24 protein-coding genes and 1 other annotated feature are annotated in these 26800 nt (G+C 30.6%); of the genes, 2 read left to right on the forward strand and 22 right to left on the reverse strand.

The window, feature by feature from the left end; translation table 11 throughout:
• Positions 1-8: 8 nt before the first annotated feature.
• The 4 genes from BUB36_RS04155 to BUB36_RS04170 all read right to left on the reverse strand — a co-directional run bounded on the left by BUB36_RS04155 (position 9) and on the right by BUB36_RS04170 (position 4405).
• Positions 9-836, reverse strand: a complete 828-nt coding sequence (locus BUB36_RS04155; protein WP_073147334.1) for a carbohydrate ABC transporter permease — start codon at positions 834-836, stop codon at positions 9-11.
• A complete protein-coding gene (locus tag BUB36_RS04160) occupies positions 836-1702 on the reverse strand; it encodes a carbohydrate ABC transporter permease (protein WP_073147336.1) in 867 nt (288 codons plus the stop codon). Before BUB36_RS04160 ends, BUB36_RS04155 begins: the two co-directional genes overlap by 1 nt.
• A gap of 80 nt (positions 1703-1782) precedes the next feature.
• Positions 1783-3156, reverse strand: a complete 1374-nt coding sequence (locus BUB36_RS04165; protein ID WP_073147338.1) for an ABC transporter substrate-binding protein — start codon at positions 3154-3156, stop codon at positions 1783-1785.
• Positions 3157-3367: 211 nt separating this feature from the next.
• Positions 3368-4405: a LacI family DNA-binding transcriptional regulator gene (locus tag BUB36_RS04170; protein WP_073147340.1), complete on the reverse strand. Its 1038-nt coding sequence runs from the start codon at positions 4403-4405 to the stop codon at positions 3368-3370.
• A 363-nt stretch (positions 4406-4768) separates the two neighbouring features.
• On the opposite strand from BUB36_RS04170, the gene BUB36_RS04175 reads away from it, so the two are divergent.
• Positions 4769-5110: a hypothetical protein gene (locus BUB36_RS04175; RefSeq protein ID WP_073147342.1), complete on the forward strand. Its 342-nt coding sequence runs from the start codon at positions 4769-4771 to the stop codon at positions 5108-5110.
• Positions 5111-5527: 417 nt separating this feature from the next.
• Positions 5528-5848: a hypothetical protein gene (locus BUB36_RS04180; RefSeq protein WP_131821207.1), complete on the forward strand. Its 321-nt coding sequence runs from the start codon at positions 5528-5530 to the stop codon at positions 5846-5848.
• A gap of 86 nt (positions 5849-5934) precedes the next feature.
• Here BUB36_RS04180 and asnS read toward each other — a convergent pair whose 3' ends face one another.
• The 18 genes from asnS to BUB36_RS04275 all read right to left on the reverse strand — a co-directional run bounded on the left by asnS (position 5935) and on the right by BUB36_RS04275 (position 26792).
• Positions 5935-7326: an asparagine--tRNA ligase gene (gene asnS, locus BUB36_RS04185; RefSeq protein WP_073147346.1), complete on the reverse strand. Its 1392-nt coding sequence runs from the start codon at positions 7324-7326 to the stop codon at positions 5935-5937.
• A gap of 222 nt (positions 7327-7548) precedes the next feature.
• Positions 7549-7805, reverse strand: a binding site (T-box leader).
• A gap of 94 nt (positions 7806-7899) precedes the next feature.
• Positions 7900-9219 (reverse strand): aspartate kinase, encoded by a 1320-nt coding sequence (locus tag BUB36_RS04190; protein ID WP_073147348.1) that lies wholly within the window; start codon positions 9217-9219, stop codon positions 7900-7902.
• 316 nt (positions 9220-9535) lie between these two features.
• Positions 9536-10168: an orotate phosphoribosyltransferase gene (gene pyrE, locus BUB36_RS04195; protein WP_073147350.1), complete on the reverse strand. Its 633-nt coding sequence runs from the start codon at positions 10166-10168 to the stop codon at positions 9536-9538.
• Positions 10169-10377: 209 nt separating this feature from the next.
• On the reverse strand, positions 10378-13584 hold the full coding sequence (carB, locus tag BUB36_RS04200; RefSeq protein WP_073147352.1) for a carbamoyl-phosphate synthase large subunit: 3207 nt from the start codon (positions 13582-13584) through the stop codon (positions 10378-10380).
• Between the two features lie 18 nt (positions 13585-13602).
• Positions 13603-14658 (reverse strand): carbamoyl phosphate synthase small subunit, encoded by a 1056-nt coding sequence (locus BUB36_RS04205; RefSeq protein ID WP_073147354.1) that lies wholly within the window; start codon positions 14656-14658, stop codon positions 13603-13605.
• Between the two features lie 473 nt (positions 14659-15131).
• Positions 15132-15698 (reverse strand): hypothetical protein, encoded by a 567-nt coding sequence (locus BUB36_RS04210; protein ID WP_073147356.1) that lies wholly within the window; start codon positions 15696-15698, stop codon positions 15132-15134.
• Positions 15699-16276: 578 nt separating this feature from the next.
• Positions 16277-16876, reverse strand: coding sequence for a transposase (locus BUB36_RS04215; RefSeq protein ID WP_073147358.1), 600 nt, complete (start codon positions 16874-16876; stop codon positions 16277-16279).
• Positions 16837-17502, reverse strand: a complete 666-nt coding sequence (locus BUB36_RS04220; RefSeq protein WP_073147360.1) for a transposase — start codon at positions 17500-17502, stop codon at positions 16837-16839. Before BUB36_RS04220 ends, BUB36_RS04215 begins: the two co-directional genes overlap by 40 nt.
• Before the next feature lie 71 nt (positions 17503-17573).
• Entirely contained in the window at positions 17574-19799 is a 2226-nt protein-coding gene (locus tag BUB36_RS04225; RefSeq protein WP_073147362.1) for a S8 family serine peptidase, read from the reverse strand.
• A gap of 343 nt (positions 19800-20142) precedes the next feature.
• Positions 20143-21357, reverse strand: a complete 1215-nt coding sequence (locus BUB36_RS04230) for a hypothetical protein (RefSeq protein ID WP_073147364.1) — start codon at positions 21355-21357, stop codon at positions 20143-20145.
• 61 nt (positions 21358-21418) lie between these two features.
• Positions 21419-22003: a hypothetical protein gene (locus BUB36_RS04235; protein ID WP_073147366.1), complete on the reverse strand. Its 585-nt coding sequence runs from the start codon at positions 22001-22003 to the stop codon at positions 21419-21421.
• Between the two features lie 43 nt (positions 22004-22046).
• Positions 22047-22607 carry a hypothetical protein gene (locus BUB36_RS04240; RefSeq protein ID WP_073147368.1) on the reverse strand — a complete coding sequence of 187 codons (561 nt, stop codon included), beginning with the start codon at positions 22605-22607 and terminating at the stop codon, positions 22047-22049.
• A 531-nt stretch (positions 22608-23138) separates the two neighbouring features.
• Positions 23139-23930 carry a sensor histidine kinase gene (locus BUB36_RS20505; RefSeq protein WP_084111678.1) on the reverse strand — a complete coding sequence of 264 codons (792 nt, stop codon included), beginning with the start codon at positions 23928-23930 and terminating at the stop codon, positions 23139-23141.
• Positions 23911-24096, reverse strand: coding sequence for a LytTR family DNA-binding domain-containing protein (locus BUB36_RS20620; protein ID WP_084111680.1), 186 nt, complete (start codon positions 24094-24096; stop codon positions 23911-23913). The genes BUB36_RS20505 and BUB36_RS20620 overlap by 20 nt, the downstream gene beginning before the upstream one ends.
• Positions 24081-24269: a hypothetical protein gene (locus BUB36_RS04255; protein WP_073147372.1), complete on the reverse strand. Its 189-nt coding sequence runs from the start codon at positions 24267-24269 to the stop codon at positions 24081-24083. Before BUB36_RS04255 ends, BUB36_RS20620 begins: the two co-directional genes overlap by 16 nt.
• Positions 24270-24662, reverse strand: a complete 393-nt coding sequence (locus BUB36_RS04260) for a response regulator (RefSeq protein WP_073147374.1) — start codon at positions 24660-24662, stop codon at positions 24270-24272. It abuts the gene before it with no gap.
• A 299-nt stretch (positions 24663-24961) separates the two neighbouring features.
• Positions 24962-25834 carry a transposase gene (locus BUB36_RS04265; RefSeq protein WP_073147376.1) on the reverse strand — a complete coding sequence of 291 codons (873 nt, stop codon included), beginning with the start codon at positions 25832-25834 and terminating at the stop codon, positions 24962-24964.
• A gap of 691 nt (positions 25835-26525) precedes the next feature.
• The gene (locus BUB36_RS04275; protein WP_073147380.1) at positions 26526-26792 is read right to left on the reverse strand and encodes a putative glycoside hydrolase; all 267 of its coding nucleotides are present in this window, start codon (positions 26790-26792) and stop codon (positions 26526-26528) included.
• Positions 26793-26800: the final 8 nt, after the last annotated feature.

Here is a 26800-nt window from a genome sequence, read left to right on the forward strand (position 1 = left end):
TCCTCCAACTACTTAATTGAGCCGTCAGTAACGCCCTTGACAATATGTTTCTGTGCAAAGAAATAAAATATAATAATTGGAATCATAGCTATTACAAGACCAGCTAATGCTAAATGCCATTTTTTAGAAAATTGACCAAAGAAGAAGAACATCTTAAGTGGTATTGTATGCCACTCATGTTTATTAATTACAAGTTGGGGTAATAAGAAGTCATTCCATATCCACATGGCATTTAAAATACTGACTGTAACTGTTATGGGTTTAAGTAAAGGAAATATGATATGCCAAAAAACTTGAAATTTGTTGCATCCATCTAAAGTAGCGGCTTCTTCCAATTCCTTTGGTATGTTTTTAATAAAACCATGATATAGGATTATTGAAAGACTCGACCCAAAACCAAGATACATAAATATAAGTCCAAATGGATTTAAAAGTTTCAGTTTCCCCATCAGTCTTATCAATGGTAGCATTACCGACTGAAAAGGAATAAGCATTGCACTGGCGAATAAAAAGAATAGGAAGGAGCTTAATTTACTCTTTGTTCTTACCATCATCCATGCAGCCATTGAAGCAAATATTATAATTATAATGGTACTTGAGACTGTAATTAGCAAGGAATTAAAGAATGATCGAATAAAGTCAAGCTGGGTGAAAGCCTCAGCATAATTACCTGGACTAAAATATTTACCAAAGGGTAAACTCATAACATTTAAGAATATACCTTTTTGGGTTTTAAAGGAGTTTGTAAATACTATATACAAGGGGGATAAAAATAGTATTGCCAATAAACTACTTAAAATAGGTAAACCAACCCTTTTCATCCTACTATTTTCCATTACATTTCTACCTCCCTTTTCTTGCTATAATATATTTGAGTTAGAGTAATCACAGCTACAGTTATTAAGAATATCACTGCTTTAGCTTGTGCTAATCCAAATTTATTAAAAGTAAAAGCAGTTTTATAAATATTTAAAGATAACATTTGAGTTGAATTATGTGGACCACCGTTTGTAAGAGATAAATTTTGGTCAAAAAGTTTAAATGAATTGGATAGTGTTAAAAACAATCCCACCGTAAAGGCTGGAGCAACTAAAGGTATAGTTATATTCTTAAGCCTTTGTATAGCATTGGCTCCATCTATTTTAGCAGCCTCTTTAAGTGAATCGGGAATACTTTGTAATGCCGCAATATATATTATCATCATATAGCCAGAAAGCTGCCAAGACATTAAAATAACCAGTCCCCAAAAACCAGTAGATGTGGTTGACAACCAGCCTTCTAAAAAGCTTAACCCTAGCTTACCACCAATAGAATCGAATGTCTTTGTGAAAATAAACTGCCAAACAAATCCAAGAATTAATCCTCCAATTAAATTTGGCATAAAAAATATACTTCTTAAAAGATTGTTTAGTTTTGAATTTCTCGTAACAAGAAGAGCCAATCCAAATCCAATCAAATTTATAGTTAAAACCGATACTAATGCAAATTTGCCTGTAAAAATAAAGGAATTCATAAATGCTTCATCATTTTTTATTACTTCAACGTAGTTACTTAGCCCTACCCAATTGGCATCATTTACTATCCCATTCCAATCTGTAAAAGAATAATAGATGCCCATAAACATAGGAATAATTACTACAATTATGAAAGCAAATAATATTGGAAATACAAAGACACTAAACCACAGCTTAGAACTTTTCATATTGGCCTCCTATATATAATGAACATTAAAGCTCAAATTTTGAGGGGGATTTTCATCCCCCACACATTAGCTTGCTTGTTTTATCTCATTTCTGTCCATTTGGCTGTACAGTTAGAAATTACTTCTTCCCAAGTAACTTCACCAGCTAAATATTTTTGAATTTCTACTCCAAGAACTTCTTGACCCCAGCCTGTTGGATAGCCCATGAATACCCAAGGCATTGTCTTTCCTTCATTAGCATATCTCTTAACTGCCTTTCCTAATGAATCCTTTGGTTCTAGTCCGTCATATCCCTTTAATGGAGGAATAAAGAAGAACTTATTTACTACATAATCCTTACCAGTATCAGACGTATATAGCCAGTTCAAGAAATCTTTTGCTGCTTTTTTGTCGGCATCATTACTGCTTTTGTTTACTGCCCAATACATTGGAACTCCTACAGGAATTGAATCCTCTTTAGCTCCTTTAATAGGCATAGGAAGGATATCTAAATTTTTAGCAACATTTTCATCAATTTTACTCACTCCACCATATATCCAGTTTCCTTGTTGAACAATTGCTACTCTTTCGATTGCAATACCTTCATCAACTTGTGTAGCATAATCAACTGCGTTTAATTTTGCCTTTGAATCAGAGTTTGAAGAATAATTTACTTGTAAATCAATTATTTCCTTTAATGCGTCTCCATATTTAAATTCAACTTTATCTGCACTAAATGCCTCTAATGAGCTAGTGAACTCTTGAGAAAGTGCTGAATTTGAAGTATGTAAACCAGTTACCCAAGTTTCCTTTGCAGCATATTCAAATACTGCTTCTAAAAGTGGGTATTTATCCTTTAATTCACCAGATTTAATTTTTTTATCCAATTCTTTCACAGCACTTTCTAAACTGGCAAAGTCAACTATTTTTGAAGCATCTATTCCTGCATCCTTAAATATAGCTTTGTTATAAACAAACCCATAGCCTTCAATATTAAAAGGTAGTGCATATATTTTGTCCTCAACAGTTACCCCTGAAAGTATTCCATCAAGGGCTAAATCAACCCATGGCTGATCCGATAAATCTTCTAGCTTCTTCATCCAATCTTTTACGTCTTGTGGCCCTCCAACATTATAGATATCAGGTTCATTACCAGATTGGAATTTGGCTCTTAAAGCAGCACCATAATCATCTCCTCCGCCAACTGTTTGAATGTTGATTTTAACATTTGGATGAGTTTTTTCATATTCCCTTGCAGCTGCCTCCAATTCCTTTGCAATTTCAACCTTAAACTGGAAAATATCAACCTCTATAGCTGTATCTTTAGATGTCTCTGAGTCCTTTGAATCTTCTACTGCCTTTGTTTTATCTTCGACTTTATCCTTTGATGTTTCAGTTGTACAGGCTGCAAGAGCAGTTGCAAATAAAAATAAAATTAAAATGCCTACTGCTAAAAATTTTTTTGAGCTTTTCATTATTATCCCCCTTTTGAAATTAATATAGACTTTCATCTTTTTGCAGTCATAGTTTAAATTATGACAATTAGCAATTTTAATTTATAGTAATTTTAGATATATCCCCCCTATCCCTTTAATCATAATATTTCTAATAGTCTTCTTACGATAATTTTTTCGTTAGAAAACCAATAAATCTAATGTAAACCTTTTGATAGTATCTAAAATTGGCTTATACATCATCTTCTTGTTGTACTAGCTTTTTACATGATTCTCTTTCCAATAATTTTGTTTCTAAAATTATATGCCTATGATCTCCCTTCTTTTTTATCAAGTCGAATAAAATTTCTACACTCTTTTCTCCCATATATTCTCCTGGTTGCTTTATAGTAGTAATTGATGGATGAAAAAATTCTGCATATTCAATGCCATCAAAACCTATAACAGAAATATCATCGGGAATATTTAACCCCCTTTTGAGAATCGCCTTTGAAGCACCTATAGCCATAATATCTGACGTAGCAAAAACCGCTGTCAAACCTAAATCTTTATCTAATAACCTATTCATAGCATTAAATGCAGATTGGAATGTATATTCTCCAATCTCTAAAAATTCAGCGTTATATTTCATGTTATTTTTATGTAGAGCTTTTTTATACCCCTTAAGTCTTAGCCTACCAATACTTTTATCTCCTTCTCCTGTTGCAATAATTCCAATTTTTCTATGCCCTAGCTTACATAGATAGTCAACAGCTTTGAAAGCCGCTTCTTCATTTTCAATGATTACACTAGAGAAATTATCCTTATTTTCATTTTGAAATATACTTGTAGATGAAAGTACAATAGGAATTTTTAAATCTATAAGCTGGCTTTTATTCAGATTATCAAAATCTCCTCCAAGGCAAATTAATCCTTTTAATTTTTTTTCCTTTATAAGTTCAATAGCCGCTTCTATATCATTACAATCTCCAGTACTATAATGAAGTATTAAAGAATATCCTTCTTTATCTATTTTTTCTTCTATGGATTGAACTATCTTGGAAAAAAAGGGATTATGAATACCTTTCACTAAAACACCAATATTTTTTGAGTCACTTCTTTTTAGATTTCTTGCACTATTATTAGGTATATAGTTATATTGTTCTATTATCTGTAATACCTTCTCTCTAGTTCTCTCCTTTACATCAGGGTGATTGTTAATAACCCTCGAAACTGTACTGACTCCAACTCCTGCAATTTTAGCTATATCTCTAATATTTAAATTTTTCATATATAAATCCTTTCTTGGTAACGTTTTCGGAAACGTTACTGGAAACGTTTCCAATTTATATTTTTATTGTACCACAATTTAATAATTTATCAAATATTTTTTTATTTTAAATTTTTTACAAAGATAAATATAGCTGTTAATTAAAACTAGACACATTTATGAAAAAAACAAATTTATTTATTACATTCAGCTATCTTTTTTGAACAAAGGCAAATTTTCCTCTATTTAAACAATCCCTTTTATAATCTTTATATATAGCTTACAAATTATTTAAAATTTTTATATGTAACTTTTTCTATATATTGATTTGTAATCATATATATGTTATAATAGTCAAAAAAATACATATGTAGGAGTGATGTTATGAAAAAGAAAATTTTGGTTTTAGCTTTGATTCTTTGTCTTATTTTCATAATGGCATCTTCGGTTAATGCTGTATCTAGTTGTCCAAACTGTGGTAGTCCAACATACCACAATGTAATCGAAACTCGCAATTATGGTTTTATACGTTTCGTTCCTTGTAGATACGGTGAGGGGCATAGAGATGCAGAATATCATCTATGGCAATCTATGCATAATGAATGTGATGAATGTCCATATGAAACCCAAAGGGTATTTTTTGAAAGAGATATTATATTGTGTCCTGGTGAACCAATCCCTTATCTAGTTGACCCTGGAACCAAGCCTAAAAAACCGCCAATGTAAAATAGTTTTGAATTGACACTAAATTATTTTATTAAGTATTTTCTAACTTCTTAGTCCGTTTTTATTAGGTTGATTTAAAAAACATATAACTTTATAAATAGGCGATTGCGAAACTATTTAGAGAGTTATCCACAATCATTTTTTAAGTTTTTAAATATTGACTATTGAAAATACTGCATTTGCTAAGATAGCAAGTTAATAAAATAGCTTTAGTGATACTTAAAATTGAACCATATATGTATTCTGTGGATAAATTTTATATCAAGTGGAGGAAAGTTTTCGTTTTTCTCTATGAAAAGCTTGAAAATACTAGCTTATGAATTTTGCAATCGACTATATAACTTTATAAATGAAAGGAGGGTTTTTATGAGAAACAAATTTTTAACTTTAGTTTTGCTTGTCGGTATTTTTTTCATTATGTCATCTTCGGTTAATGCTATAGGAGGTGATATGGAAAATATTCCATCATTTACCTGTCCAAGATGCGGTAGCTCATCATATCACCAAGTAATCGAAACTCGCAATTATGGTTTTACACGTTTTCTTCCTCGTCAGCATGATGGTCCTTATCACTTAGATGCAGAATATCATCTATGGCAATCTAAACATTACAAATGTGATGACTGTCTATATGAATCCCAAAGGGTATTTTTTGAAAGAGATATTATATTGTGTCCTGGTGAACCAATCCCTTATCTAGTTAACGTCGGTAACGACCCTCAAAAACATCCACATTAATAAAATTTTCATATGTAAAAAATTGTTCCTTGTGTAATGTATCATATAATTAAGGCTGTTGTAAAATCAACAGCCTTTTCTTGCTCCTAAAACTCAGCAGATTTTGGAGTTCTTGGGAAAGGTATAACATCTCTTATGTTTGATATCCCTGTAAGATACATGATAGCTCTTTCAAATCCAAGACCATAACCTGCATGTTTAACTCCACCATATTTTCTTAAGTCAAGATACCACCAATAGTCTTCTTTGTTAAGTCCTAGTTCTTCAAGTCTACTCTCAAGCACGTCTAGTCTTTCCTCTCTCTGACTTCCACCAATTAGTTCTCCTACACCAGGAACTAATAGGTCCATAGCAGCTACTGTTTTATTGTCATCATTTATTCTCATATAGAATGCCTTTATATCCTTTGGATAATCAGTTACAAAAACAGGTTTCTTATATACTTCTTCTGTTATATATCTTTCATGCTCTGTTTGAAGGTCACAACCCCACTTAACAGGATATTCAAACTTTTTATCTGCCTTTTCAAGTATCTCAATAGCTTCCGTATAAGTAATTCTAGCAAAATCTGAATTCACAACATTATTTAGTCTTTCAAGTAATCCCTTATCAATAAATTTATTGAAGAATTCAATCTCTTCTGATGCATTTTCCATAACAAAGCTTATTATATATTTAAGCATATCCTCTGCAAGATCCATATTATCATTTAAATCGGCAAATGCTATTTCAGGTTCCATCATCCAAAACTCAGAAGCATGTCTTGCTGTATTGGAATTTTCAGCTCTAAACGTTGGTCCAAATGTATAAATGTTTCTAAAAGCGAGGGCATATGCCTCTCCTTCCAACTGACCACTTACCGTTAGATTGGTTTCTTTCCCAAAAAAATCTTTACTAAAATCTATGTTGCCATCTTCATTCATTGGAATGTTTTTCAAATCAAGGGTGGATACCCTAAACATTTCTCCTGCCCCTTCACAATCACTTCCAGTAATAATTGGAGTGTGAACATATACAAAGCCTCTTTCCTGAAAGAATTTATGAATGGCATAGGCAGTAAGGGATCGTACTCTAAATACAGCTGAAAAAGCATTGCTTCGAGGTCTTAAATGGGCTATTGTTCTTAAGTATTCAAAGGTATGTCTTTTCTTTTGTAGGGGATAGTCCCTATCAGAATCTGCTTCTAAAGTTACCTTTGTAGCTTTAATCTCAAATGGCTGCTTTGCATTTGGTGTAGCTACTAAAGTACCTTCTACTACAATAGCTGAAGCTATTGTAAACTTTGATATTTCTTTAAAGTTCTCAAGATTTTCTTCAAAAACTACCTGTATATTTTTAAAGAAACTTCCATCATTTACTTCAATAAATCCAAAGGCCTTTGATGATCTTAAAGTTCTAATCCAACCTGAAATAGTAATAGTTTTATCTATATACTTTTCTGTATTCCTATAAATATCTTTTACTAGTACAGCTTTCATTTCTTTACCTCCTCTTTTTTATAGTTGCAAATTAGATGTTCCATGTTCCAAGTTTTAAGGTCATTCTTTTAGATCTAAAAACCTTAATTCTTGATTCTAAAATTTTACTGGTAATAGTTTTAATTTTTCTTCTAGTCCTTTATTTTACTTTGTTTTAGCTATGCAATTTCTTACCAAAAAGTTTAAGTTCTTAAGCAATAAAAAAGTCCTTTGTCTCCTATAAATAGGGACGAAAGACTCATGTTTCGCGGTACCACCCTTATTGCCGCAACTATATTTTGCGACCACCTTAAACTGACAAAGGTTCTATGCCATCCATTGCTAACGGTTTGGTTCCGTCTAAGCCTACTCTCGAATACATTCCGATTTCGATTAGAAACTCCGAGCTGTTCTTCAATATAGGGTTCGCATCGGTCTCACACCATCACCGACTCGCTAAAGCTACCTCCTATATCTACTCTTCTCTTCATAGTCTTTATAAATTTACTTTTATTATCGATATTATAATATTTTAGTAATAATATGTCAAAGATTTTTCATTATTTTGTGCAAAATATTAATTATAATACATCATTAAACAACAAATGCATTATATATGGCTTTTATTGCATTTTTAAAATCCTTATCTTCAACTCCTACAATAATATTTATCTCACTAGAGCCTTGATCAATCATACGAATATTAATACCTTCATTGCCTAAAGCTGTAAAAAGCTTTGCTGATATTCCTGGCGTATAGGCCATATTATTCCCAACAGTTGCTATAAGTGCCATATTGGTATAAACATTTAAAGAATCAGGATGGCATTTTTTATTAATTTCATCAGTAATTATGTTAAGCTTACCATCAAGTTGAGAATCTGAAATGACTATGGAAACAGAATCTATACCTGAGGGTATATGCTCAAATGTAATATCATTCATCTCCATTATAGAAAGTATCTTACGAACAAAACCAATCTCTGAATTCATGTGATTTTTATAAATAGAAATTACCGTAAAATCTTTCTTTCCTGCTATACCAGTTATTATTTTATTGCTAGAATCTTTACTAACTTCACTTGTAATTATTGTACCTGGATTATCAGAATCATTGGTATTTCTAATGTTTATTGGTATACCTACATCACGAACAGGAAAAATTGCATCTTCATGAAGCACTGAAGCTCCCATATAGGATAACTCACGTAATTCTCTATATGTTATTCTTTCAATAGGCTTAGGATTATCTACAATACGTGGATCTGCCATAAGGAATCCAGATACATCTGTCCAATTTTCATATATATCAGCATCTGAAACCCTAGCTATTAATGCCCCTGTAATATCGGACCCTCCTCGAGAGAAAATTTTAATTTTACCATCTGGGCTACTTCCATAAAACCCAGGTATTACTGCATAATCGTGGTTTGCTAATACTTTTGACATTACTTCTTCTGTTCGTTTAATATCTACAGCACCATTATTATCAAAATATATAACTTCCTTTGCATCTATAAAATCATAATTCAAGAATTTTGCCATAATCAGAGCATTTAGATATTCTCCTCGGCTGACCAAATAATCTATTGAAATATTTTTAGTCATATTACTTCTAATTTCCTCTAAATAGAACTTAATATCTAAATCAATATCAAGTTCTTTAACAATTTGTACGTAACGATCACATATAATATCAAATACTTGATCGAAAGGTACAGAATACTTTATATGGGCATGACATAAGTAAAGTAAATCCGTTATTTTATTATCTTCACCATGGCGTTTCCCAGGTGCTGATACAACAACATAGCGACGTCTCTTATCAGCTTCTACTATTGCCTTAACTTTACGAAATTGATTGGCGTCTGCTACAGATGTTCCTCCAAATTTTGCGACTTTAATCTTTTCCATGGTTATCCTCCCCTCTTATTAGTAAGCTACTAGCCACTAGGTTTAATAAATTCTTTTATATTCTATTCAATATTATAAAATGAATTTTATAACCTTCAGAAATATAAGGTACAATAAGATAAAAGCAAGAATATTAAATATTCTTGCCCTCTATTATACTAAATTGAATTTTCATTTCCAACCATTAATTGACATAAAAGATTTTTTTTACGAAATAATTAATAATTATTCAATTAAGTATTGATGTATACTCAAAAAATTTAAATTGACCCGCCAAGCTAGTTCCTGTCCCCAGAAGGCTAAATTAATAACTTGTTTACTTAGTAAATATATATGGGTCCTTGCTCCATTGTTTCAATAGCTGTAGTTCCTCTTCCTTTACATATCCCATTTTAGCTGCTAATGGTAAGAGTATATCATAATTTGTTAAGGTTCTATATTCTACACCCTCTTGCTTAAATAGATCGTCTGCTTTTTTAAAGTTATAGCTAAATATTGCTACTACTCCTATGACATTAGCTCCTGCTTCTTTGAGAGCCTTTACAGCCTTCATAGAGCTTCCTCCTGTTGAAAGCAAATCTTCAATAAGAACTACTTTTTTTCCTTCAAATAATCTACCTTCCACCTGATTTTGCTTTCCATGTCCCTTTGCAGAGCTTCTAACATACACCATAGGTAAATTCATTTTCTGAGAAACCCATGCAGCATGGGGAATACCAGCTGTTGCCGTTCCTGCTATAATACCCACCTCAGGAAATTCCTTTTCAATTACTTCCTTAAATCCTTCAGCTATTTTATCCCTTACCTCTGGATAACTCATCGTAAGTCTATTGTCACAGTATATAGGTGACTTTATCCCAGATGCCCATGTAAATAGATTTGAAGTATCCTTAATCGTAACAGCTTTGATTTCAAGTAGCTTTTTTGCAATTTCCTTAGACATATTCATATTCATCCCCCTAACGTTTTTTTAAGTCTAGTTTTATAGTCTGCTGCTGATAGCTTATAGCTAGAAGAACTTGAGGTAAACTTGAGAGTCATAAACCTATAATAATATTAAGTCTAAATATTTATGTGAATATATACTCAAAAGTTTTGACCCTAATTTTTAATCTCAACCTTAATATTGACCATAAATATCTACCCTATAAATATAGCTTATATCTCACATATATTAATAACTTCTAGATCTTCTATCTTAATATCCTTCTTTATTATATCAATTATTGCAGCCAATGTATCTAGTGAAGTTAAGCAGCATACCTTTTTTTCAACTGCTCTTCTTCTAATTTTAAAGCCATCTGTTCTAGAATTACGACCCTTGGTTGGTATATTTACTACTAGGTCTATTTCTCCTTCATCTATCAAATTTAAAAGACTATTATCATCTTCTCCTATCTTCCCTATCTTGGTTGCCTCAATTTTATTTTCCCTTAAAAATCTTTCCGTACCTTCTGTTGCGAAGAAATGAAAGCCTAAGTTTTTCAAATCCATAGCTATTGGTAAAAATTCTTCTTTATAATTATCAGAAATACTTATGATTACTTTTCCGCCTCTAGATATATTAATACCTGCTCCAATCAGACCCTTATATAGGGCTGTATCCAAATCCTCACCAACACCTAAAACCTCACCTGTTGATTTCATCTCTGGTCCAAGGGCCACTTCTGTATCTGGAAGCTTTTCCATAGAGAATACAGGTACCTTAACCGCCTTTATTTTCTTGGAATTATTAAGTCCTGTTCCATATCCCAAGTCCTTCAACTTCTTTCCTAGCATTATCTTTGTTGCAAGGCTTATCATTGGTATTCCCGTTACCTTGCTTATATAGGGAACAGTTCTAGATGCCCTTGGATTAACTTCTATGACATATAATTGATTTTCATATAGAACATACTGAATATTAATTAATCCCTTAATATTTAAGGCCTTTGCTATACTATAAGTATATTCTACTATATTATTTTCAATTTCTTTACATATATTTTCGGCTGGATAAATTGATATGCTGTCACCAGAATGAACTCCTGCCCTTTCAAGATGTTCCATAATACCTGGTATCAGTATATCTTCACCATCGCAAATGGCATCAACTTCTATTTCAAGTCCCATCATGTACTTGTCTATAAGGACTGGATTTTTACTGTCTCTTTTGAAGACATCCTCTAGATATTTTTCAAGCTCTTCTTTATTGTAGGCAATTTCCATGCCCATACCGCCAAGAACATAGCTTGGTCTAACCAATACAGGGTACCCCAATTGTTCTGAAACTTTGAGTCCTTCTTCTAAAGTCATTACCCCTTTACCCTTTGGTCTCTTTATGTCTAATTCATCTAACAGTTTCTCAAACTTTTCTCTATCCTCTGATTTATCAATACTTTCTGCCGATGATCCTAGTATATCCACATCCATTTTATCTAGAAACTTTGCAAGCTTTATGGAAGTCTGCCCCCCATACTGAAGTATAACTCCCTTAGGTTTTTCTTTTTCGATAATATTGAGTACATCTTCTTCTGTAAGAGGTTCAAAGTATAGTTTATCCGAAGTATCAAAATCTGTGCTTACTGTTTCAGGGTTATTGTTAACAATAATTGATTCTATACCTTCCTCCTTAAGTGCCAACACTCCATGTACCGAGCAGTAATCAAATTCTATTCCCTGTCCTATCCTTATAGGTCCAGAACCTATTACCATAACCTTATCCCTTTGTGAAATCTCTACTTCATCAACCCTGTCATAGGTAGAGTAATAATAGGGAGATGCTGCATCAAATTCTCCACCGCAGGTATCAACCATTTTATATACAGCTTCTATATTATATTTTTTTCTCAATTCATATACTTCCATTCCATTGGTATTGGTCAAGATAGCCATACCTTTGTCTGAAAAGCCCTTTTTCTTAAACAATAGCATTTTATTCTCATCAATACTGCTCAAATCTGTATTTCTAATGGATTCTTCTAAATCCACTATATTTTTTATCTTATCTAAGTAAAACTTATCAATGCCTGTTAAAAATGAAATTTCCTTTATCTTTAGTCCTCTTCTAAACATTTCTGCTATATAGAATAATCTTTCGTCGTCACCCAGCTTTATTTTCTCTTTAAGCTCTTCTATTGATAGTTCATGTAAATCCTTATTATATAAATTGTATTGCCCTATTTCTAAGGATCTTACACCCTTAAGCAAAGCACTTTCAAAATTATTTGCTATAGCCATAACTTCTCCTGTTGCCATCATTTTTGTTCCAAGGGCTCTATTTCCTGTCTTGAATTTATCAAAGGGCCATTTAGGTATCTTAACTACACAATAATCCAATGTAGGTTCAAAGCAAGCAAAGGTCTTACCTGTAACATCATTTTTTATTTCATCTAAATTATATCCTATGGCTATTTTTGCAGCAACCTTTGCTATAGGATATCCTGTAGCCTTTGATGCTAAAGCTGATGAACGGCTGACCCTTGGATTTACTTCTATTACATGATACTCGAAGCTATTGGGGTCTAAAGCAAACTGAACATTACATCCGCCCTTTATATTGAGAGCATCTATTATCTTAATGGATGCATTTCTAAGCATCTGATATTCTTTATCACTAAGGGTTTGAGAAGGAGCTACAACTATACTGTCACCTGTATGGACTCCTACAGGGTCAATATTTTCCATATTACATACAGCAATAGCATTCCCCTTGTTATCTCTCATCATTTCGTATTCTATTTCCTTCCAACCCTTAACACTTTTTTCTAATAGTACCTGATTTACCATACTATACTTTAGTCCTTTAGATGCAATTTCCCTCAGTTCTTTTATATCATTTGCTATTCCGCCGCCGCTTCCACCTAATGTGAAGGCTGGTCTAACCACTAGAGGAAATCCTATTATCTTGCTGTACTCTACTGCCTCTTCCATATTATTAACAATTTGACTTTCTATAACGGGCTCTCCTATACGTTCCATCAATCCCTTAAATTTTTCTCTATCTTCAGCCATATCAATCGATTCTACATCGGTACCTAGAAGCTTCAAACCATATTTCTGTATTATTCCCTTTTTATTAAGCTCAACAGCTAGGTTTAAAGCTATCTGACCTCCCATACCCGCCATTATACTGTCTGGTTTTTCCTTAAGTATAATCTTTTCAATAACTTCTACTGTTAATGGTTCTATATATACTGCATCTGCTATTTCCTTGTCTGTCATTATTGTAGCTGGATTACTGTTTACAAGTACAACCTTTATATCTTCTTCCTTTAAAACCTTACATGCCTGAGTTCCTGAGTAATCAAATTCTGCAGCCTGACCTATGATTATTGGTCCCGATCCTATTACTAAAACCTTTTTAATCTTTTCTTTTATAGGCATAAATAATCTCCTTCCTCTCTATAACATTTTTAAGAACTCTTCAAACAAATAAGCTGTATCTTGGGGACCTGGTGATGCTTCTGGATGGAATTGAACACTAAATAAAGGTAAATTCTTATGTCTTATTCCTTCTATACTTCCATCATTTAGGTTAATATGCGTTATTTGGAGCTCTTCTTTATTTAAGCTATCCTCCTGAACCACATAGCCATGATTTTGTGAAGTTATATAGACCCTATCCTTCAATAAATCCTTTACAGGGTGATTAGTCCCCCTATGTCCATACTTAAGTCTTGTGGTTTTCCCTCCAAGAGCCAGTGAAATCAATTGATGTCCTAAACATATTCCGAATATAGGCTTTTTACCTATTAGCTTTTTTATATTCTCTATTATCTCTGTTAATTCTGCTGGATCTCCAGGCCCATTCGATAAAAATATTCCATCGGGATTATTTTCAAGTATTTTTTCTGGAGAAGTGTTGGCTGGATAGATAGTTAATTCAATGTTTCTTTTTATAAGTGAATCTAATATATTTTTCTTTATACCAAAATCAAGAACTGCAACCTTTGGAAGTAATGGTTTTAAAGTATATGTGTATCCTGTTGTTACCTTATCCACCGCTCTACTATTATTAAATTTCTTTATATCTTCATTATCAGCATCATTCTTTTTTCTATCAATTATTATTTTCCCTGCCATTGTACCCTTATCTCTTAAGAATTTGGTCAAGGCTCTGGTGTCTACATCCTTTAATCCCACAATCTTATTTTTTATAAGATAGTCATTGAGGGTTTCAATTCCTCGCCAGTTTGAGAAATTTTCATATATTTCTCTTACCACAAAGCCCTTAACCTTTGGACCAAGGGATTCTACATCATCGTCATTAACCCCATAATTCCCAATTAAAGGATAAGTCATAACTACAATCTGTCCATAATAGGAAGGATCAGTCAATATCTCCTGATATCCAGTCATTCCCGTGTTGAATACCACTTCGCCTACAGTCTCACTGCTATAACCAAAAACTTCTCCTTCAAATATTGTTCCATCTTCAAATATCAAATTTCCCTTCATCAAAACCCTCCTTTAAATTTAGTTATTTAAACTACTACCATAGATTAATTCTAAATATACCTGTGAATATATTATTAATGAAATGTATAAATCTTAAATTTATGCTAAAAAAGGTAGAATTTATTCTATGTGAATAATTTCCACCCGTGAGATATATCTATTGCATATTTAGTATATTATTTGTATATTTATTCATAATTGGCTAAAAAAATTTCTTTTTCCTCCACCTTACTGGCCTCACGGGACCAAGCTTAAAGGTATATTTAGTTATTTCTTCTAACTATGCTATCATATTAAGGTGACAATGTCAATAAAAAAGTCAAACATTATAAACTGTATAATTTTTCATAAAACAAAAGCGTCTCACGACGCTTTTGTACTACTTAAAAAGTTAGTTTTATCCCCTTAGCTCGAAAACATAGTACTAAAACGGTCACTTTGAAAATTTTAGTTCCTATGTCATCTTTGAATCTTTAATTTCCATTTTCTAGTTTTCGTACAACATCTAAAATGCTATATTTAGTCATAGGTTTAAATTGTTCATATATCTGTGAAGTTAATTGGGATATCCAAATATCTTCATTATTAACCATGAGCGAACGGCTACTTCCAACTTGAACTATAGAAAGTTTTATATCTTTATCATATGTATTTAATATTTTATTATATAAAGAATATAATGAAACAGCTTCAGTTAAACCTCCTACCAATATGGGACCTTCTTCATTATAAATCATTAATCCTGCAATGTTGTTATTTTCAAAAATAAAATCAAATTTGGAGTTTAAATCTATTATTTTACAGTTTTCATCAATATCCACAATAGGCAATGCTATATTAGATGTTTTAACAACTTTATCGGACATATCCTTAAAATTAAGAGAATTATTAGATTTAGATGAATTTTTAGCATCCATATATGCTATTTTTTTATATAAAGAAATACATTGTTGCTTTACCGTATTGGAAGCTCCAACTATTAAAGATGTGCTTATTATAGCAACTATCAAAAATATAATTATTAAAGTATTCTTTTTCATTATTTATTACTCCTTTCAATTGAGTATAGGTTTATCCATACTCATATAAAAATTTATTTTATATATATTTTGTTTTAAGGTCTAAAATTATAAACTGTATCTTCCCAAGTTTCTTTCCCAAAAAGTCCGTTATTCACTAAATTTTTATAGCCTCCTATATAATAAGCACATGTATAAGGATCCATAATTTTTACAAGATCCTTTGAACTATCGCTTTCATCATAGCCTATTATAACAATAATACAACTATTATAGTTACTGCAATTATTCGTTTCCTCATTTTCAATTCTCCTTTGCTTATATATTTTTATTTATACTCTTATGCATATTGAAAAAATTTAGCGTATAATAGGTCAATATAACATTTCAAATACTATCCTATATTTAAGTTTATTAGAAAATTTATAAAATAATTATGTTTTAAAATTTCTGATCAGAAATTCTAAATACATTATTTAAGTTATGCAATTTTAAAAACTAAATTGGTACTTATGGATAATAAAAGCTATTGAGGATAAATTATCCATATATTAGGATATAAATATTCTATTCAAAGAATAATAAAATTTAAAAAAGAATCAAGAAGCGATTTTAAGAGCTTCAAATATATCTTTTAAAGGTATATTGGCTTTAGAACTTTTATAAACAAAACAAATTAACTCTTTAGCCAATAGGCTATTGAAGTAATTAATAGTATCACCAATGGTTTTAATAGATGATTTATTAGATTTAAATCTAAATAACTCCAAAAAGTTGATTGCTAAAAATACAATCAAAAAATATCTTTCTATAGAAAGGATACTACGAACTCTATATTTATCGAAACTCAAATTAGATTTTAGATATTTATAGTTAGTTTCAATCTTCCATCTTACCAAATAGTATTCAATTATTTTATTTGTATCTAAATTAATATCAGTGGATAAAAGATATGCAGGAGATTCAAGATCTTCACCATTAATTTCATAGCAAATTAGAACTACTGCATTAGCGAAAGACCCTACGGGTCCTTCATATCTATAAACTCTATAACTTTTACCTTTGACGGTAACGACATCTAAGGTATTAAGGTCAATAGAGTCAGCAAACTGAGAAAGCTTAACTTTAAAACCAAAAGGATTAATTAACCTATTTGACTTCAAAGCACCAATAACATGAAATCCTTTTTTTTTAAGCAAGATTCTATCAAAGGCGTACTAGTATACCAGCTATCAATTAAGCAGTAAATAGAATTACAGTTATCTGGAGCATTAAAATCATTAATAAAATCCTTAGCAATATCAACTTTGCTTTTAAATTCTTTGTCAAGTTCTCTGCAGACATCTTTACAATAATAAGGTTGAAATTGCAAAGGTATAGATAGATCATTAAAAACAAAATTAGAAGTAACCACACAATGAGACCAAACTCTTTTGCCTTCGGCATGGGAATGATTAAAACTTAAGCCTTGTATTTTTTTAGCAGATTTTTTAACATTAACAGTATCGTCAATGACTAGAAATCCTACAGAGTTATCAGCAATATTGTTTCTAATAAAATAATTGATGTAATTAATACGATTTCTATTGAGCAAAGAATCATCCCAGTTAGAGCGGTTCAAAAACTTATATATAGAACTTTTATCTTTAGCTGATACAATACCTTCGGCAATTTTGGAGATAGTTTTATTGCCTTTTATATTTATTAAACCATTAATAATACTGGACAAATGATTAAATTGTGGTTTGCTCATTCCATAATTTACATCATCTAAATAGTTGTAAAGTTCAGGGTTTAAGTTTAAAATAGTAGATATAACTGGCATATTACTAACCTCCGTTTGTGTATTTGTGTGGTAACTTATATATAACACGAAGGTATAGTAATATGCCATATTTATTTTTTTGTATTAAGGATAAATTTCATTCTTATGGACTTAGGTAATTTGGCTCGACTTTCTGATTCTAAGTCTCTAGAAATGAATAAATAATAGGGCGATAAACCTTTATAGTCCTCCTTAGGAGTAATAACTACCTTTTTATCACCACTGGAATCTAACACTGCGTCTATTACTTCTCCATACTCATCAGTTATATATAATACTTCCTTATTTACTAAGTTTCGATTTAATTTCAAATTAAAGGTTACTGTCCATGGCTTATTTTTCTCTTCTATAACTTTCTCCTTCCATTCAAAAACTTCATCTGAGGTAATAAATACAATACAAGAAGCAGCTTCTTTTCCTTCGTTTACCTTAGCAGTGATTGAAGCTATACCTTCAGCAACACCTGTAACCTTACCTGTATCATCTACTTTAACAATCTTCTCATTACTTGATGTCCAAGCTATATTTTGGTCTACAGGCTCATTTGAAAGTATGACAGCATTTAATTTCTCACCTGTATTTTCTTTGCCAATATCTAAGGTTATGCTCTTTTTATCAAGGTTAATTATATCATAATCTACTTTTATATTTTTCTCCTTTAATGTGTCTATAACTCCGATAGCCGATGCTTTTAAAGGGTTCTTATTTAATTTTACTGATGTTAAGTTAGCTAAATCCTTCAATACATCAATGTCATTTAACTCATTGTTATTAAGGTCAATGCTAGTCAAATTAGTAATATACTGTAAACCTTCTAAACTCTCAATTGAACTGTTACTAGCATCTAGGCTTTTAATATTAGCTACATCACTTTGTAATAAATCTCCATTCTCTTTAGAAATGTGTTTTCTAATTATTCTTTCTAAATTCTTATCTGTAAAGGTAATAATATCATCTTGTTTAGTTAGAGCCTTCAAAGCACTATTTAGATTAACCATTTTTCCTGTTACGGTCTTTCCAGCTAAATCATCTAATTCTACTCCAGTCTCCATAATTATTTTTTTCACTTCAATTGGTGTCAAGTCCTTATCATAACCAAAAATAACTGCTGCAATCCCTGTTGCAAAGGGGGTTGCCATTGAAGTCCCTGACCAGCATGCATAGTAATCATTTCCTATGTATGGAGTAATTGTGCTCCATATATCTTCACCAGGAGCTCCAACATCGACTAAAGTAAAACCATAGTTAGAGTTCTCCCAAAGATTTCCTTTTTTATCTACCGCTGCAACACTCAATATATTTTCTGCATCTAGCCCTGATGGTGAATCGCCATATATATCATTATCCAGTCCATCATTCCCTGCAGCCGCTACAAATAGCATTTCAGAGTTTTTAATAGCATTATTTAACAAATAGTCGTCTGCCTGAGGAGGTCCTCCCCAGCTATTGTTAGATACTTTAATATCCATCATTTTTGTATAATTTATTGCTTCGATTATCTGCATTGTTGTTGCACCATCTAGTCCAAAAATCTTAAGGGACATAATCTTGGCATTAGGTGCAATTCCCCTTATTCCTATATCATTATGAACAGCTGCAATAATACCTGAAAGGTGGGTAGCATGCCAATCTTCTTCTACGGAATCAAAAACTGTATTGTCATTATTGATAAAATCCCAACCATAAATATCGTCTATATACCCATTTGCATCATCATCAATTCCATTATTAGGAATTTCATTTTCATTAGTCCAAATAATCTGCTCTAAATCAGGATGACTTATATCAACCCCATCATCTATAATGGCAACAACAACTTCATCAAGCTTAAGATTTTCCATAGCGTTCCATGCTTCTGGTGCATCTATATCTACATCTTGATATCCATAGTCATTTTCAACAAGCTGTTCTGTATTGTTTAATCCCCATTGTTTAGGATAAAGTTCATCTAGAAGCATTGATGAACGTCTATAATAAATATAGTTTGGCTGTACATATTCTACTTCAGGATTTTTTCTTAGTTCCTCTACTACATCCTCAACATCCTGGCTGCCCTCAATTTTTAATAATTCAATATCATCTTCTTTTAATACTCGTTTTGATCTCAAAGAAAATTTTTCTCTTTCGTCTATTAATAGCATTTTTCTAAAACCAGATTTATATTTGACTATAACCTCATCCTTTAAATATGAAGGCTTGTCCTTTAAGTCTTCAGCAAAGCATTCTTGTGTTGATACTACAAAAGTGCTTGTGATTAAAGTCATACTAAGTATAAAGATTAAAAATTTATTAGACAAATGATCTACCTCCTTGATTTTCTAACAATTGATAATTAAGCTGATACAACAACCTAATTATAATTTTCATACTATCATTGAGGTTTTGTAAATATAAATGTCGTAAAATGAGTAGCTTAGCATAAAAAAGTTAAGCTATCTATTTATTCTAAATAATCCTCTATCTACCTCACTCATAAATGTTTTTGTAACGCCCAATTGTTTTGTTAATTTATACATATAAAGGTACCAGAGTTGCAGTACTTGCAAAGTCTGGCACTTGTATTCATCAGTTTAATTGTATTTATATATGACTATCATATACTTAGAATATTAATTAATTTTATTTCTTAATTAAAAACTATTATTCAGTTAAATCATAATATAAGCTATTAGAGAAACTTTCACTGTCATAGAAAGAATCAACAGCATGTCCTTGATTTATTCCTGAACTTACTACTTCATACTCCCATTTTGTACTAAATTTATTTCGTCGTCCTGTATCAACATAGCTAGACTCTGCGCAAACAAACACCTCTGCTTTAAAATAATCATTTTCATCTACTAAATGATATTCATATGGATCCCACTCTGTACCCACTTGCACAGCTTTTTCACTACCACTATTTTCCACATGAAAAGAATAATAACCCTCGTCATCTTCTTCTACATGTACAGTTTCATCATAACTAGTAGTTATTCCAAAGGGTACTTTAGGGATATCTAACCAAAAACCAATATCTACAGAAAATCCTGAACCTATGTCATCTCCAAAAGCATAAGTTTGCATAGACTCTACATATTGACCTTGATCTGTGGCTACATGAAATTCAGCTCCAGTTACTTCTAAACTACAGCCTGAAAGTTCTATTTCTCTTGTTTCACCATACTCTTGGAGTATTGTTTTTTTACTGTTAATGTTTAGAGTCGATTTAAAAAACGATCCATCACTACGTGCATCCATTTCTTCAGGCCAATTATAATAATATCCAACTTCAAGTATTTCTGTATATCTGTCACCATAGATTTCATACTCACGTTCAAACTTATCATCATAATTTGTATTATAGGCACGTCTTTGTCTTCCACTAATTCTTCTTTTTTCTGGTTCTAATATCTGCGTATACCAATATCGATTATAAAAAAGTTGTTTTTGTGATGTAATTTTATATCCGTCAATATCTACATATATCATATCTTTATTGGCTTTATCTGTAAGTATTAATCTTGTGTCATTATCAATAATATACACACTTACTACTTCATAGTTGTTTGTTAAATCTCTTACATCTGTAATTTCATAATCTGTAACTCTTCCCTTAATATTAAAGGAATTCTCCCCCTCTATAGAGCCACTAGCGGAAAAGGTATTTCCTATTATTTGTAGGTTTACAATTTTTGCCTCTGTGTTCTCAGTACTTGAAAATGATAGTTTATTTCCTATAGCTGAAATATCTCGGAAAATCTTTGCTTTTCCATCGATGATACTATCATAATTTGCCCCAAAACTTATAGAACCAAATGATCCTAAAATTAATGAACATACTAACAATAATGTAACTATCTTTTTCTTTATCATAACCCTATTCCCTCCATATTCTATCTATTCTAAGCATACAATAGTTCATGATATACTAAATCTAAACACCCTTATTATAGTTCGTCCACATGTTAAATAGAAATATTTGTTCTAGTTCTTTAACCCAAGATTCATCTTTATTGTCGATTTTTTTAACTATTTTATCTAAATTTACGTTTCGAAATTTATAAGCATTTAGAATAACTTCCAATGTTTTAATGTCCTCTTTTTCTAATATAATCTTATCTTTATCATTAAATCTTTTTTTAACATCCCTATACGAATACAATATATCCTTAGTAGTCATTAAAGGGTTATGTAACCCTCTTATATGTTTCTTCAAATAATCATAGGATTTTATTGTTTTTAACTTTTTCAAAATTTTTATGAAGGAATCATTAATTTCATCTTCGTTTTGATACAAGTAATTTAAATCATCATATTTGATTTCTTTATTTTTTATAATTCTAGCTATCAAGCTGCTGTTTTCATTTACCAACTCATTTATTTCTAGAGTATATTCCTTTATCTCATCCATAACATGCTGTGTAAGTGTTTGTTTAAATTGATACAAAGTCAATAAATTATAAAATAATATAATAACAATAGCTCCAATTATTAATCTTATGATTTTTTCTTTACTCATAGTAACTCACATTCCTTTCCCAGAATCTCAAGTCAAAATATAGCTAATAGATATCAAAAATATATAGCTCATTTAGTTCATCAATCCATGATTTATCCTTCTTATTGATTTTTTCAATCATTTCATCTAATGTTGATTCATAGAATTCATAGGCATTTAAAATAATTTCTAAATCCTTAATGTAATCTTCTCTTAATATTGATGTACCTGTATCATCAAAATCCTTTTCAATACTTATATATAAATCTAATATTTCTAATTCAGTTGATTTGGAAATATGTAAATCCATATGTTTTTTTATATAAGCCTCAGGTTTGATTAATCGTAACTTAGTCAATATTGAAACAAAAGAATTGTGAATTTCGTTTTGATTATACTTAAAACGAGTTGAATCATCATATTTGAGTTCTCCTGTATTTATAACTTCAGTTAACAAGTCACTGTTTTCACTTATTAAATTTTCCATTTCTACTGCATATTCCTTTATATCTTCTATAGTATACTCGGTAAGTTTATATTTGAATTTATATAAAGTAACTAAATTATAGATCAATACAATACAAAAGACTCCAACTATCAATTTGGCAGCTTTTTCTCTATTCATAACATTATCCCTTCCTTATTTAGCTTTTGAATCAATTTACTTAACTTTTGTAACTGCTTCTTTTCATCATAATTTAAAGTCAAAATAAGGCTTATTAAGACAAATACTTCAACTATCTTTTCAACTTCCAGTTAGAAAATATGAATTTTAGATATCACAAGTTGATTATTACATATATTACCTTAAATGGAAATAAAGATATCGTGAAACAAACTTTTTTTGTCGTCAAATGTGTTTTTTTATTACTAACAAATCAATTTTTTTCATAAATTATCATTCTACAATTAAAAATTGACCTTTTGCGACATCAATGTAATCTTATTTGCCTTTATCTCTTTTAAATTAGACGTTAACCAAAATAAAACCTAGAGGACATAATATGCATACTTTGTAGTTTCACAAAGCTATTAAATTCTCTTCCACTTAACCCCCTGGGGAGTATCTTCTAATACAATACTCTGAGCCTTCAAATCATCTCTTATCTTGTCATCTAAGGCAAAGTTCCTTTCTTTTCTAGCTTTTTGTCTCTATTCAATCTAGAACAATTATTTCTTGTATGAACAAATTATCTTCTATAAACGTATTTAATAATACATTTTCATATTTTCTATCAATTATATCTTTAACTATATACAAGCCTAATCCTCTATCAGCACCTTTTCCAGAATAGTCTTTTTCAAATATTTTCTTTAAATCTGTCTTTACTGAAAAAGAATTAGCAATTAATATAGTTACATTATTTTCTTCATTGTGCATACCAACAAATATTTTCTTTTCTAATGAAGATTTAGCAGCCTCAATGGCATTATCCATCAAAATACCAACTATTCTACAAATATCAACTGATTCAATTGACATATCTTCAATATCTTCAAATATTTCAACATGAATATCTAATTTTAAGTATGAACACTTCTGAATTTTAGCAGTTAATAATCCTTTCAAGCTTAAATTTTTTACATGTTTTAGATAATAAATATTTCTATTATCTAGCTTTCTTTTCTCTCTTAGTACTTCTTTATAATAATATTCCTTAAGTCCTTTTATATCTTTATTGTCAATAAGGCCTTTTAGAGAAAGCATAATGTTTTGAAAGTCATGTATAAATTTTCTTCTATCATAAAGCATGTCTTCAATAATATTAGTATATAATATTATATTTTCATACTCTTTTTGTTTCTCTTCATAGTATTCTATTTTCCTTTTTGAAATAATATATAAATGTATATATGCTAACGTGATTATAAAATACACTGTGCACATAATAATCCCATATACTAATATAGCTTTTATTTTTATCGCGTTAACTACTAAACTTAACATATTCTGTCAGTTTTTTTGCATATTTTTTCGAGAGTGGATATTTCCCATTGTTTTTCATAAGTACATACATATCATTCTTTTTCTTACTAATTCTCTTAATGTATTTAATGTTTATAATACAAGATCTGTGAATTTGATAGAAGCTATCATCTAATTCTTCACGAATCCTTTTAAAGCGCTATAAAACTCAATTCTTCTATTCATCGTCTGCATGATAAGTTTATGGTCTGAAGGAGCTGTCTCAATACAAATTATCTTATTCAAAGGTAGATACATAATACTAGAACCAGACTTTATCATTATTTTCTTTTCTTCAGAATTTGCTTCACATTTTTTCATCTAGTCTATAGCAACATTAAAAGCTTCATATAATCTACTCTTGATATCGTCCACATTTTTTACAATAAAATCCAAGGCCCTAACTTTATACTTATGCGTTGTTAAAGATAATTCTATATGATTTGTGACAAATATTATATAACCATAAATGTCATACTTTCTAATCCTCTTAGCTAATTGGAGTCCATTCATATTATCGTTTAAGTCAATATCTAGAATATAAATATTTTTATTAGTTCCATTTTTCTTTACATATTCTAAAACTTCTTTACATAAAATAGTTTCAACTGTTATTTTCCCTTCTAATTTCTGCATATCAATGTAGTTATTTATATAATCTAAAATCTTTTTTCTAAATCTATTATCATCTTCGCAAATTACAAAATTTGTCATAAACTCACCTTCTAGTCAACAATTAGAAATGTCACATATACTTCAACAGCAGATATTTTATCTTATATGTTAATAATTAGTCAAATTTCAAGAAATTCCTTCGACTAAATTCGTCGACTTATAACTATTTTTGTTGAAAAAAGGTATGTTTTTCAATCTCCCAATAAATATATAACTTAAGTTCTGAAATTTTAAAAGCTAAATTGGTATATAAGGATACTTTCAACTTTAAAGGTTAAATTATCCATATATTAGGCTATCAGTATTGCCGTAAAAGATAATAAGCTTTTTAAAAAAGTTCAAGAAGCGATTCTAAGAGCTTCAAAAACATACTGTAAAGGAATATTATCTTTAGAACTTTTGTAAACAAAGGTTACTAAATCTATAGCCGACAGGCTAATAATGTAATTAATAGTATCTCCAATAGTTTTAATAGCTGCATTAGTAGTCTTAAATCTAATAAATTCTAAGAAATTAATAGCTAAAAACACAAGCAAGAAATATCTTTCTATGGAAAGAAAGCTGCGTACTCTATATTTATCAAAGCTTAGATTGGTTTTTAAATATTTATAGTTGATTTCAATTTTCCATCTTATAGAATAGTACTCCAATATTTTCTCGTTAGCTAAGGAAATATCTGTAGATAAAATAAACATAGGTGGCTCAAGATCTTCTCCATTTATTTCGTAACAAATTAGAACTACAGCATTTTGAAAAGACCCTACGGGTCCCTCATAACGATAGACCCAGTGCCCCTTACCCTTGATGGTAACAATATCTAAAGAACTAGGGTCAATAGAATCAGCGAGCTGAGAAAGCTTTGACCTAATACCAAAAGGCTTAACTATTCTGTTAGATTTCACAGCACCAATAGGATGAAATCCCTTTGTTAAGCATGATTCTATCAAAGGGGTACTAGTGTACCAACTATCAACTAAGCAGTAAATAGAATTACAATTATCAGGAGCAATAAAATCACTAATAAAGTCCTTTGCAATAGCAACTTTACTTTTAAAAGGTTTATTGGAATCCTTACAAACATCTTTACTATAATAAGGCTGAAATTGTAAAGGTATAGATAAATCATTTATAACCAAGTTAGAAGTAACTACACAATGAGACCAAACTCTTTTACCTTCGGCATGGGAATGATTAAAACTTAAGCCTTGCATTTTTTAGCAGCCTTTTTAACATTAACAGTATCATCAATAACTAAAAATCCTACGGAATTATTAGGACATTATTTTTGACGTAATAATTAATATAATTGATACGATTAGTATTAAGCAAGGAGTCATCCCATTTAGAGCTACTTAGAAATTTATAGATAGAACTTCTATCTTTAGCCGTTAAAATGCCTTGAGCAATTGTGGAGATAGTTTTATTACCTTTTATATTTATTAGACCATTAACAATGCTGGATAGATGATTAAACTGAGGTTTACTCATTCCATAATTTACATCATTTAAATAGTTGTAAAGTTCGGTATTTGTGTTTAAAATAGTAGATATAACTGGCATATTGCTAACCCTCCGTTTATTTATTTGTGTGGTAACTTACATATAACATGAGGTATAGTAATATGCCATATTCATTTTTTGGTAGCTTTACCAATTCAATTTTTTATTTTGCAGAACTTAAGTACATTATATATATATATATAATTGTCAACCTTTTATTTCCATTGTTAGATATATTTTTACTTTTTGAGAAAATTTATTTTCATATTCCTATTATTTCGAAATAGGTTGTTGCTATTTCTCTCTTTCCTTTATAATCTCTCTTACTTGAACATCTCTCAAAAAAAATCCAGTAAACAATCGTTTACTGGATTTTAATAATAACTTAAGATGGATCTCAGGTTATTTTAATCCTCCCTCTGAATATCTATTTCCAGGGTTCCATAATAAATATTCCTTTACTCCATTATCTTCTAAAGCCTTAATCTGAGCCTTTACCTCTTCAGCTCCATATCTTATATGTCCCTCTACCCAAGTAGCAGTAAAATCCTGAATCCAAGGTCTTATTATTGCTGGTGTTTCTATGTTTTTATTTCTCATAACTGAATCCTTTGTACAGCGATAAATCGTTTCATATGGGTGTGCATCTGGTACAGATAAACCATACACCCCATTTC

Origin of the sequence: Paramaledivibacter caminithermalis DSM 15212, from assembly GCF_900142245.1 — a bacterium.
Lineage (GTDB): Bacteria > Bacillota > Clostridia > Peptostreptococcales > Caminicellaceae > Paramaledivibacter > Paramaledivibacter caminithermalis.